We start from the raw sequence: 11,849 nt of genomic DNA on the forward strand, positions 1-11,849 counted from the left end.
GTCACTGCCGCGGTGTTTGAACCTGGCTGGCCCAGCCCAGTATCTGCATGGCATTGGCGGTGCTGGCCTGGGCCAGTTGCTCGGCGCTGATGCCTATCAGCTCTGCCAGCGCCCGGCAGATATCGGGCAGGTATTGCGGGCTGTTACGCTGATGCGCATGCATGGCCGGCGCCATATCCGGTGCGTCGGTCTCCAGCACCAGGCTGTCGAGCGGTAACTGCGGCAGCACCCGATGCATGCGCAGCGCCTGCGGCCAGGTGGCGGCGCCGCCCAGGCCCAGCTTGTAACCCAGCCTGATGTACTCCCGGGCTTGTTCGATACTGCCGGCGAAGGCGTGCACGATACCGCTGCGTTTGAGTTTGTAGCGCTTGAGGGTGGCGATTACTTCGGCATGGCTGCGGCGCACGTGCAGCAGCACCGGCAGATCAACATCCGCAGCCAGGCCCAGTTGCGCTTCGAATAGCGCTTGCTGACGCTGACGATCAAGCTCGGGCAAAAAGAAGTCCAGGCCGATTTCACCCACCGCGCACAACTGCCCATGGCCTTTGAGGCGCGTCAGCCAGTCGCCCAGCTCGTTGAGGTGTTGCGGCCGGTGTTCGTCGAGATACACCGGATGCAGGCCAAAGGCCGCGTACAGCGCCGGATTGGCCAGGCACAGTTCCCACAGCCGCTGCCAATTGCGTTGATAGACCCCAAGCACCACCATGCGCTGCACGCCCAGACTCAGGCTGTGGCGCAGCACCTCCGCGCGGTCGGCGTCAAACTCTGGAAAGTCCAGATGGGTGTGGGTATCGATCAACTGCACGCTCAGACCTCGCCAATCCGCTGCTTGAACGTGCGCGGTATGGCGTGTACGCCGGGCTGGTAGTGTTCCTGCTCGATGGCGCTCAGGGCCAGTTCCAGCGCCTTGTCGGCGATCAACTGGTGTTGCTGAGCCATGGCGTTGACCGGCAGCGGCAGGAAATCCAGCAACTGGGTGTCGCCAAAGGTGCCCAGATGCGGTGTCGCATGGCGCGGCAGGGCATCAAATACCCCTTGCAACAGCACGTAGGAGGTGGTCACCAGCGCGTCAGGCAGGTGCCCGAGGCGTTGCAGCAGTTCCTCGGTCAGGCGTTGTCCGCAGGCGCGGCTAAACGCATCACCCTGTTCAATGATGACCTGGCCGCTGAAGCCTTCCAGCGCCTGACTGAAACCGGCCGCCCGTTCGCGGCTGACGCTCAGTTCCGGGCGTGCGCCGATCAGGGCGATGTGCTGCGGGCGGGTCTTGAGCAGGCTTTGGGTCAGTTGCTGGCTGGCTTGCTGGTCATCGCTGACCACTGAGCAGAACAGCTCACGGTCCATCTCGCGGTCGATGGCAATGATCGGTATGCCCTGGCTTTGCAACTGGCGGTAGCTATCATCACTGGCCGGCAAGCCGCTGGCGACCAGCAGCGCGTCGCAGCGGCGGGCGCGGAACAATTGCAGCAATTGCAGCTCACTGAGCGGGTCATCGTCGGAGCTGGCGACCAGTAACTGGTAGCCACGGGCGCGGGCACCTTGTTCCAGCAGCTTGGCAATGCGTGCGTAGCTGGGGTTTTCCAGGTCCGGAAGGATGAAGCCCAGGGTGCGACTGTGCCGGCTGCGCAAGCCTGCCGCCTGGGGGTTGGGGCGAAAGTCGTGTTGTTCGACCACCGCCCGCACTCGCTCCACAGTGGCCGGGCTGATGCGTTGTTGCTCAGCCTTGCCGTTGATCACATAGCTGGCGGTCGTGACTGAAACCCCTGCCAGACGCGCGATATCACTAAGTTTCACCGAAGATTCCTTTGTCTTGGTTGCCTCATGGCCGCAGGGATTCTCTCCCAAGCGGCGTGATCTTTACAGCAGACCATGGGTGACGACGAATGCTCGAACTATTTGACGAGCGTCGCAGCGAATCGGCCCGGTGGGCTTCAACCTGTGCAAAGAATCGAGTAATGTGCCGCATAAGTTTAGATTAAACGTTTCAGCAGGCAAGTTTTTACGTTAATCACTTATCGCTGAAACTGTCAGGCGGACGGTGAATCTGTTCTCTACGCTGTCGGTATTTGTGCAACAGAATTTCTAAAACAAGAATCAAGCGGCGTATTGGCGCCAAACAGGAGTCAGGCATGCTCGAACTCGCTCTGGAGCAGATTTCCATGGCCCAGGTGGCAGCGGACAAATCCGCAGCCCTGCAACTGTTGGCCGATCATCTGGTGGCTGACGGTCTGGTTGCCCCTGGGTATCTTCAAGGCTTGCAAGATCGCGAGCAACAGGGCTCGACCTTTCTGGGGCAGGGTATTGCCATCCCTCACGGCACCCCGCAGACCCGTGATCAGGTGCACACCACCGGGGTGCGTCTGATGCAGTTTCCCGAGGGGGTGGACTGGGGCGATGGGCAGATCGTCTATCTGGCGATCGGTATCGCGGCCACCTCCGATGAGCACCTGCGCCTGCTGCAATTATTGACCCGGGCGCTGGGCGAAGATGATCTGGGACCGTCATTGCGTGCCGCCAGAACGCCAGAGGATCTGCTCAAGCTATTGCAAGGCGCCCCGCAGGAACTGGCCCTGGATGCGCAGATGATCAGCCTGGGCCTGTCGGTGGAGGATTTCGAAGAGCTGGTCTGGCGGGGCGCGCGGTTATTGCGCAAGGCCGATTGTGTCAATAACGGTTTTGCCGCAATCCTGCAGCAGGTCGAAGCCCTGCCACTGGGTGACGGCCTGTGGTGGTTGCACAGTGAGCAGACCGTCAAGCGTCCGGGGCTGGCGTTTGTAACCCCGGACAAGCCTCTGCGCTACCTGGGCCAGCCGTTGACTGGCTTGTTCTGTCTGGCCAGCCTGGGCGAGGCGCACCAGGCGCTGCTTGAGCGTCTATGTGCCTTGCTGATTGAGGGCCGTGGCCAGGAACTGGGCCAAGCCACCAATAGCCGCACGGTGTTGCAGGCGCTGGGGGGGCAGGTGCCGCCCGAGTGGCCTGCTGCACAGATCGTTCTGGCCAACGCCCACGGTCTGCATGCCCGGCCAGCCAAAGCGTTGGCGCAACTGGCCAAGGGCTTTGATGGCGAGATTCGCGTGCGGGTACTGGAAAGTGCCGAAACCGCGGTGTCGGCGAAGAGCCTCAGCAAGCTGCTGAGCCTGGGGGCCCGCCGTGGCCAGACCCTGGAGTTCGTGGCTGAGCCGAGTATTGCCAGCGATGCCTTACCGGCGTTGCTGGCGGCTGTGGAGCAGGGCTTGGGCGAGCAGGTCGAGCCGCTGGCTGCCGCACCTGCAGCGGCGCCCGTGTTGCAGGCGGCTACGCCTCTTAGCGTAGCGGCGCCGTCGGCCGGTGCCGTGATCGCCGCGGTGGCGGCGTCACCGGGCATTGCCTTGGGGCCGGCCCATGTGCAGGTAACGCCGACCTTCGACTACCCGCAGCAAGGCCAATCGCCGGCTGCCGAGCGCGAGCGTCTGCACAACGCCCTGGCTCAGGTGCGCGAAGAGCTTGGCCAACTGATTCAGCGCAGCCAGGCCAAGGCGATCAGCGAGATTTTTGTTACCCATCAGGAAATGCTCGACGACCCGGAACTGAGCGCCGAGGTATTGCGATGCCTGGACAGCGGTGCCAGCGCCGCCGCCGCCTGGGATGGCGTTATCGAGTCGGCGGCCTCGCGCCAGGAAGCACTCAATGATGCCCTGCTCGCCGAGCGGGCTGCTGACCTGCGCGACGTCGGTCGGCGGGTGCTTGGCCATCTGTGCGGTGTGCGGCAGGTCGCCGAACCGCAGCAACCTTATGTGCTGGTGATTGATGAGGTTGGCCCGTCCGATGTGGCGCGCCTCGACCCGCAACGGGTAGCCGGCATTCTTACCGCACGCGGTGGCGCCACGGCGCATAGCGCGATTGTCGCTCGTGCGCTGGGCATCACCGCGCTGGTGGGCGCCGGTGAGCAGGTGCTGTTGATCGAGCCGGGCACGCCGTTGCTGCTCGATGCGCAACGTGGCCGCCTGACCGTGGCACCGGATCAGGCTGTGGTGCAGCGCGCCCTTGATGAGCGTGACGCCCGCGAGCAGCGCCTCAAGGCTGCCTTCGCTGCACGCTTTGAGCCGGCCCAGACCCGCGACGGTCATCGGGTTGAGGTCTGTGCGAACATCGGCGACAGCAGCGGCACACCGGCAGCCGTGGAGCAGGGTGCTGAGGGTATTGGCCTGTTGCGTACCGAGCTGTTGTTCATGGCTCATGACCAGGCGCCGGACGAAGCGACCCAAGAACTCGAATACCGGCGGGTGCTGGATGATCTGGGCGGCCGTGCGCTGGTGGTGCGCACGCTGGATGTTGGCGGCGACAAACCGCTGCCGTACTGGCCCATCGACAAGGAAGAGAACCCGTTCCTCGGCGTGCGCGGCATCCGTCTGACCTTGCAGCGCCCGCAGATCATGGAGGCGCAATTGCGTGCCCTGCTGCGCGCTGCCGATAACCGTGCGCTGCGGATCATGTTCCCGATGGTCGGCAGTGTCGAAGAATGGCGTCAGAGCCGCGACATGGTTGAGCGCCTGCGCCGCGAGATTCCGGTCAGCGATCTGCAAGTGGGCATCATGGTCGAGGTGCCATCTGCCGCCCTGCTGGCCCCGGTACTGGCCCAGGAGGTGGACTTCTTCAGCGTAGGCACTAATGACCTGACCCAGTACGCGCTGGCCATCGACCGGGGTCACCCGACGTTGTCAGCCCAGGCCGACGGCCTGCACCCGGCGGTCCTGCAATTGATCGACATGACCGTCAAGGCGGCGCATGCCCAAGGCAAGTGGGTCGGCGTGTGTGGCGAGCTGGCCGCCGATCCGCTGGCCGTGCCGGTGCTGGTCGGTCTTGGGGTGGATGAGCTGAGCGTTGCGGCGCGCAGCATTGCCGAGGTCAAGGCCTGCGTGCGCGAACTCAGCCTGTCGAGCGCTCAGGCACTGGCCCGGGAGGCGCTGCAAGCCAGCAGCGCCACACACGTGCGTACACTGGTGGAGGCTCTCTGAATGGCGCGGATTCTGACCGTTACTCTCAATCCGGCACTGGACCTGACCGTCCAGCTGGGGCAACTGCGTATCGGCGAGGTCAATCGCAGCGAGGCGATGCACACCCATGCGGCGGGCAAAGGACTCAACGTCGCCCAGGTGTTGGCTGATCTGGGCCATCAACTGACCGTGTCGGGGTTTCTTGGCCTGGATAACCCTCAGGCGTTTGATCGATTGTTCGAGCAACGCGGCTTTGTCGATGCGTTTGTCCGGGTGCCGGGCGAGACGCGCAGCAATCTCAAGCTGGCCGAAGCCGATGGGCGAATCACCGATATCAACGGGCCGGGTCTTGAGGTCGGTAGCGAGGCGCAGCATGCGCTGTTTGAGCGTATCGAGCGGATCGCCGGACAGTTCGACGCGGTGGTGGTGGCCGGCAGCCTGCCGCGCGGCGTAACGCCACAGTGGTTGCAACGCTTGCTGGGCATGCTCAACAAGCAGGGTGTCAAAGTGGCCCTCGACACCAGTGGCGAGGCGCTGCGCGCCGGTCTGCAAGCTGCGCCGTGGCTGATCAAGCCCAACACCGAAGAGCTGGCCCAGGTGCTTGCTGTGCCGCTTGACTCCGTTGCCGCGCAGACGGCGGCGGCCCGCGAGCTGCAGCGCCACGGTATCGAGCATGTGGTGATTTCCCAGGGTGGCGAGGGGCTGTGCTGGTTCCGCGCTGGCGCAGCGCTGCATGCGCGACCGCCCAAGGTTCGTGTGGCCAGTACGGTGGGGGCCGGTGACTCATTGCTGGCGGGGCTGTTACACGGCCTGCTCAATGGCCATGAGCCGCAACAGGCGCTGCGCACCGCCACGGCAGTCGCGGCGTTGGCGGTGACCCAGATCGGGTTCGGCATCAGCGATGCCGCACAACTTGAATCGTTGGCGAGCGGCGTGACCGTGCGCAGCCTGAGCGAAGAATAACAAGAGGAAAGGGTAATGAAATTAGCCATAGTCACGGCCTGCCCCAACGGCAAGATCAGCAGCGTACTCAGCGCCCGCTTGCTGGACGCGGCAGCCCAGCGCCTGGGTTGGTCGACCTGCGTCGAGGTGGTCGACCCGCACAAGCCGCAGCGTTGTCTGTCGGCGCAAGACATCGAGCAGGCCGATCTGGTGGTTGCCGTGTACACCGGCCCTCTGGATCTGAGCCGGTTTGCCGGCAAACGCTTATACCAGGCTGCGCCCGCTCAGGCGTTGCAGGATGCCGAAGGGTTTCTCAAGGGCGCCGCCGCGCAGGCACAACCTTTCCAGCCGGCGAGCAGCCCGGCGGCGGCCGTGCAGTCAGCCGCGCAGGGCGCGCGTATTGTGGCCATCACCGCCTGCCCGACCGGCGTGGCGCACACCTTCATGGCCGCCGAGGCCTTGCAACAGGCTGCCAAACGCCTGAACCACGAGCTGCAAGTGGAAACCCAGGGTTCGGTCGGTGCCCGTACCCCATTGAGCGCCGAGGCCATTGAACAGGCCGATGTGGTGCTGCTGGCCACCGATATTGAAGTGGCCACCGAGCGCTTCGCCGGCAAGCGGATCTACCGCTGCGGTACCGGTATCGCCCTGAAGCAACCTGAAGCGATCCTCGGCAAAGCATTGAGCGAGGCAGTGGTCGAAACCCACGGTAAAGCCAGCGCGGCAGCGACCAAGAGCGAGGGCAATGGCGTCTATAAACACCTGCTGACGGGTGTGTCGTTCATGCTGCCGATGGTGGTGGCCGGCGGCTTGTTGATTGCCTTGTCGTTTGTGTTCGGCATCGAAGCGTTCAAGGAGCAGGGCACTCTGGCGGCGGCCCTGATGCAGATTGGCGGTGAGGCGGCGTTCAAACTGATGGTGCCGCTGCTGGCCGGTTACATCGCCTGGTCCATCGCCGACCGGCCGGGGCTGGCGCCGGGGATGATCGGCGGCTTGCTGGCCAGTACCCTCGGTGCGGGCTTCATTGGCGGGATCGTCGCCGGTTTTCTGGCCGGCTACAGCGCGCAACTGATCAACCGTTATGCGCGTTTGCCGGCCAGCGTCGAAGCACTCAAACCGATTCTGATCATTCCGCTGCTGGCCAGCCTGTTTACCGGGCTGATGATGATCTACGTGGTGGGGCGGCCGGTGGCAGGGATGCTCAGTGCCTTGACCCAGTTTCTGGAAACCATGGGCACCGCCAACGCCATTTTGCTCGGTGTGGTGCTTGGCGCGATGATGTGCGTCGATCTGGGCGGGCCAATCAACAAGGCGTCTTATGCGTTCTCGGTCGGCTTGCTGGCATCGCAGAGCTACGCGCCCATGGCGGCGGCGATGGCGGCCGGTATGGTACCGCCGATCGGCATGGGCATCGCCAGCCTGCTTGCGCGGCGCAAGTTTGCCCAGAGTGAACGAGAGGCCGGCAAGGCGTCTTTCGTGCTGGGCCTGTGTTTCATTTCCGAGGGCGCGATCCCGTTTGCCGCCAAAGACCCGTTGCGGGTCATTCCGGCAAGCATCGCCGGGGGCGCACTGACCGGCGCCCTGTCGATGTATTTTGGCTGCAAGCTGATGGCGCCGCATGGCGGCCTGTTCGTGATGCTGATCCCCAACGCGATCAACCATGCCTTGCTGTACCTGCTCGCCATCGTTGCCGGCAGCCTGCTGACCGGTGTGCTCTACGCCATGCTTAAACGCCCGGATGTGGTCGAGTTGCGAGTGGCGCCGCAGAGCTGAGTTGCCGTGGCAATACAGGCGTCAGTCATGTAGCGGCTGGCGCCTGCTTCTGTAAAACCCTGTCACATATGATGTCGTACTTGGCTTATCATTAGTCACCTAACGACGGGACGGGGTGTGGGGCATGCTGGCAATTTTTCTTGAAACACTCAATGTCACCGCCCCGGTGTTTGCGATGCTGTTCATGGGCGTGTTTCTCAAGCGTATCGGCGCCATTAATGACGGCTTCATCGTTACCGCTTCGTCGCTGGTGTTCAATGTCACCATGCCGGCGTTGCTGTTCATGGGCATTGTCCATGCTGATCTGAGCACCGCCCTGCAGCCTGACTTGCTGATCTTTTTCACGCTCTCGACCCTGTTGAGCTTCGCCCTGCTGTGGGGCTGGGCGATCTGGCGCATTCCGTTCGAAGACCGCGGCGTCTACGTGCAAGGCGCATTCCGTGGCAATAACGGCGTGGTCGGCCTGGCGCTGGCGGCGAGCATGTACGGTAGCCATGGCATCTCGGTCGGGGCGATCCTCGCGGCGATGGTCATCCTCTATTACAACGCGCTGTCGACCATGATCCTGGCGGTGTATAGCCCGGTGATCAAATCCGACCCGTGGAGCGTGATCAAGAGCGTCTTGTCCAACCCGCTGATCATCAGCGTAATCGTCGCTTCGCCGTTCGCCTACTACGGTGTGCGCCTGCCGACCTGGTTCGAAACCTCGGCCAACTATCTGGCGCAGATGACCCTGCCGCTGGCGCTGATCTGTATCGGTGGCACCCTGTCGCTGGCCTCGCTGCGCAAGAGCGGCAAAATGGCGGTTGGCGCGAGCCTGATGAAAATGGTCTGGCTGCCGCTGATCTGTACCCTGGCGGCCTGGGCTTATGGTTTCCGGGGCGCAGAGCTGGGCATTCTGTTCCTGTACTTCGCCAGCCCGACCGCAGCGTCGAGCTACATCATGGCCCGCTCGGCCAATGGCAACTACGAGTTGGCGGCAGCGATCATTGTGCTGACCACCCTGGCGGCCGCAGTGACCACCAACATCGGAATCTTCCTGTTGCAGTGGGGTGGCTGGATCTAGGCAGTTGCAGGCGGGGAGCGCCTGCGCTGCTATCGGTGTTGGCGCCACCAACTGCGCAGCATGCCGAGCAAGACCAGAGCGGTCAGTGTCGGCAGCACGAAGCGTAGCATCAGGCTTTCCAGGCGTTCGGCCTGCAGCGAGCCGGTGCTGAAGCCGATGATGTCCAGCCCGTAGAGTGCGTAGAGCGCCAGCAGCAGCAGGCCTTTGAGGCGGTCTATACGCAGCCCGGAATGCAACAGCGGCAGGCACAGTACCGTCACACCGAGCATGATCGGCAGGTCGTAGACCAGTGAGTTGGGCGAGACTGACAGCGGCTGTGGAGCGACCAGCGTGGTCAGGCCCAATACGCCGAGCAGGTTGAACAGGCTGCTGCCGATCACGTTGCCTACGGCGATGTCGCGTTCGCCGCGCAGGGCTGCGATCAACGAGGTGAGCAGCGCCGGGATCGAGGTGGCGACCGCCATCAGGGTCAAACCGATGATGCGCTCTGACAGGCCCAGGTGAATGGCGATCACCACGGTCGCCTCGACCAGCATATGGCCACCGCTGACCAGCGCCGTCAGGCCGGCGGCCAGCATCAGCAAGTGCTTGGCTGCCTGTGGCCGACGGCTCAACTGTTCGGTGCTCTGGTAATGCCCGTGTCGTGCGCCGCGGCTGGCCTGACGCAGGATGATCAACAGGCAGGCGGCAAGGCCCAGCAGCAGTATCACGCCGTCCAGCGTACTGATTTCACCGTTGCGTGCCAGTACGAACAGCAGCACGCAGGCGCCAATCAGCAAGGGTATATCGATACGCACCACCTGCAATGGCACACGCAAGGGGATGATCAGTGCACACAATCCCAGCGTGACCAGCATATTGAAGATATGCCCGCCGACCACGCTGCCCACCGCGATATCCGGGCTTGCCGTCAAGGCCGCCTGCAAGCCCACCGACAGCTGTGGTGCGCTGCTGCCCAGGGCCACGACGGTCAGGCCGATGATCAGCGCACGCACCTGTAACAGGGCGGCCAGGCCGACAGCGGCGCGTACCGACAAACCGGCACCGATCAATAGCAACAGCAGGCCGCTGGCCAATTGCAGCAGCAGTTGGGGGGGCAGAGCAATCAGATAGCTAATGGCAAGGCCCTCATTCCAGGCTCTGGATACGGACTTTGGCGGTTCCGCTGCGCAGCATGCCCAGTTGCTCGGCGGCTTCGCGGGACACATCGATCAGCCGGCCGCGGGTGTGCGGGCCACGGTCATTGATCCGCAGCACGACACTGCGTTCGTTGTTGAGGTTGGTGACTTTGACCCGGGTGCCGAAGGGTAACTGGCGATGCGCGGCGGTCAGGGCATGCTGGTCGAACGGCTCGCCGCTGGCGGTGCGCTTGCCATGGTGGGCGTTGCCGTAATAGGACGCGGTACCGATCTGGTCGTAACCGTGCGGGTCAATGGTGTGGCTGGCGCAGCCAGCCAGCAGGGAAAGCAGGGAACAGGCAATGAGCAATCGGCGCATGGAGATTATCCTTCTCGGGTTATTACGCCAGGCATGAGCCTGTATGGGCTGCAACAGATCACCCGTCTTGCAGGAGCGGCCGGGCGGCGATCCGCTTTAGCTGCGAAACCTTCGCGGCTAAAGCCGCTCCTACAGGGGGCGACCTTGAATCAGCCTTCCAGTTTGGTCTTGAGCAGTTCGTTGACCTGTTGCGGGTTGGCTTTGCCTTTGGAGACTTTCATCGCCTGGCCAACGAAGAAGCCGAACATCTTGCCGCGCTTGGCCTCGTCGGCGGCGCGGTACTGCTCGACCTGTTCGGCGTTAGCGGCAAGCATCTCGTCGAGCATCGCCTCGATCGCGCCGCTGTCGGTTACCTGCTTCAGGCCGCGCTTGTCGATGACTTCATCGGCGCTGCCTTCACCATTGGCCATCGCTTCGAAGACCATCTTGGCGATCTTGCCGGAAATGGTGTTGTCGCGAATGCGCAGCAGCATGCCACCCAGTTGCTCGGCACTGACCGGCGACGCTTCGATTTCCAGGCCTTGCTTGTTGAGCAGGCTGCCCAGCTCGACCATGACCCAGTTGGCCGCCAGCTTGGCGTCACCGCTGATGCTGACCACCTGCTCGAAGTAATCGGCCTGCTCGCGGCTGCTGGCCAGTACGCTGGCATCGTAGCTCGACAGGCCGAACTGGCTCTGGAAGCGCTCGCGCTTTTGTTGCGGCAGCTCGGGCAGGGTGGCGCGGGTGGCTTCGATGAACGAGTCTTCGATAATCACCGGCAGCAGGTCCGGGTCGGGGAAGTAACGGTAGTCGTTGGCTTCCTCCTTGCTGCGCATGGCACGGGTTTCGTCCTTGTTCGGATCGTACAGGCGAGTTTGCTGCACGACCTTGCCGCCGTCTTCGATCAGGTCGATCTGGCGCTGGATCTCGCTGTTGATGGCCTTTTCGATGAAGCGGAACGAGTTGACGTTCTTGATCTCGCAGCGGGTGCCGAACTCGACCTGGCCCTTTGGCCGGATCGAGACGTTGCAGTCGCAGCGCAGCGAGCCTTCGGCCATGTTGCCGTCGCAGATGCCCAGGTAGCGCACCAGCGCATGAATGGCGCGCACATAGGCGACCGCTTCCTTGGCGCTGCGCATGTCAGGCTCGGAAACGATTTCCAGCAGGGGCGTGCCGGCGCGGTTCAGGTCGATGCCGCTCATGCCGCTGAAATCTTCGTGCAGGCTCTTGCCGGCGTCTTCTTCCAGGTGCGCCCGGGTAATGCCGACGCGCTTGACCGTGCCGTCTTCCAGAGTGATGTCCAGGTGGCCCTTGCCGACCACCGGCAGTTCCATCTGGCTGATCTGGTAGCCCTTGGGCAGGTCAGGGTAGAAGTAGTTCTTGCGCGCGAACACGTTGTGCTGGCCGATCTCGGCATCGACCGCCAGGCCGAACTTCACCGCCATGCGCACGGCTTCTTTATTGAGCACCGGCAGCACGCCCGGCATGCCCAGATCAACCAGGCTGGCCTGGGTGTTGGGCTCGGAGCCGAACGTGGTGGCACTGCCGGAGAAAATCTTCGATTGGGTCAAAAGCTGGGTGTGGATTTCCAGCCCGATGACGACTTCCCATTGCATGTGATC

Annotated in this window: 9 protein-coding genes; 4 read left to right on the forward strand and 5 right to left on the reverse strand. The window is 63.3% G+C overall.

The window, feature by feature from the left end; translation table 11 throughout:
* Position 1 precedes the first annotated feature (1 nt).
* Together NJC40_RS11300 and cra are read right to left on the reverse strand one after the other, a co-directional pair.
* Positions 2-811, reverse strand: coding sequence for a TatD family hydrolase (locus NJC40_RS11300; RefSeq protein ID WP_253139530.1), 810 nt, complete (start codon positions 809-811; stop codon positions 2-4).
* Positions 808-1,791: a catabolite repressor/activator gene (gene cra / locus NJC40_RS11305; protein ID WP_045487817.1), complete on the reverse strand. Its 984-nt coding sequence runs from the start codon at positions 1,789-1,791 to the stop codon at positions 808-810. Before cra ends, NJC40_RS11300 begins: the two co-directional genes overlap by 4 nt.
* Before the next feature lie 335 nt (positions 1,792-2,126).
* On the opposite strand from cra, the gene ptsP reads away from it, so the two are divergent.
* The 4 genes from ptsP (at position 2,127) to NJC40_RS11325 (ending at position 8,751) form a co-directional block, all read left to right on the forward strand.
* Positions 2,127-4,991 (forward strand): phosphoenolpyruvate--protein phosphotransferase, encoded by a 2,865-nt coding sequence (gene ptsP, locus NJC40_RS11310; RefSeq protein WP_253139339.1) that lies wholly within the window; start codon positions 2,127-2,129, stop codon positions 4,989-4,991.
* Entirely contained in the window at positions 4,992-5,933 is a 942-nt protein-coding gene (gene pfkB / locus NJC40_RS11315) for a 1-phosphofructokinase (protein WP_253116331.1), read from the forward strand.
* Between the two features lie 15 nt (positions 5,934-5,948).
* Entirely contained in the window at positions 5,949-7,685 is a 1,737-nt protein-coding gene (locus NJC40_RS11320) for a PTS fructose-like transporter subunit IIB (protein ID WP_045487825.1), read from the forward strand.
* A 124-nt stretch (positions 7,686-7,809) separates the two neighbouring features.
* On the forward strand, positions 7,810-8,751 hold the full coding sequence (locus tag NJC40_RS11325; protein WP_045487827.1) for an AEC family transporter: 942 nt from the start codon (positions 7,810-7,812) through the stop codon (positions 8,749-8,751).
* A gap of 29 nt (positions 8,752-8,780) precedes the next feature.
* Here the strand turns inward: NJC40_RS11325 and NJC40_RS11330 are convergent, their stop codons facing one another.
* From NJC40_RS11330 to gatB, 3 genes are all read right to left on the reverse strand, one after another.
* The gene (locus tag NJC40_RS11330; RefSeq protein WP_253139336.1) at positions 8,781-9,827 is read right to left on the reverse strand and encodes a calcium/sodium antiporter; all 1,047 of its coding nucleotides are present in this window, start codon (positions 9,825-9,827) and stop codon (positions 8,781-8,783) included.
* Between the two features lie 52 nt (positions 9,828-9,879).
* Positions 9,880-10,248, reverse strand: coding sequence for a septal ring lytic transglycosylase RlpA family protein (locus NJC40_RS11335; protein WP_045487833.1), 369 nt, complete (start codon positions 10,246-10,248; stop codon positions 9,880-9,882).
* 149 nt (positions 10,249-10,397) lie between these two features.
* Positions 10,398-11,843: an Asp-tRNA(Asn)/Glu-tRNA(Gln) amidotransferase subunit GatB gene (gene gatB, locus NJC40_RS11340; RefSeq protein WP_045487836.1), complete on the reverse strand. Its 1,446-nt coding sequence runs from the start codon at positions 11,841-11,843 to the stop codon at positions 10,398-10,400.
* Positions 11,844-11,849: the final 6 nt, after the last annotated feature.

Origin of the sequence: Pseudomonas sp. 21LCFQ02 (assembly GCF_024129895.2) — a bacterium.
Classification (GTDB): domain Bacteria; phylum Pseudomonadota; class Gammaproteobacteria; order Pseudomonadales; family Pseudomonadaceae; genus Aquipseudomonas.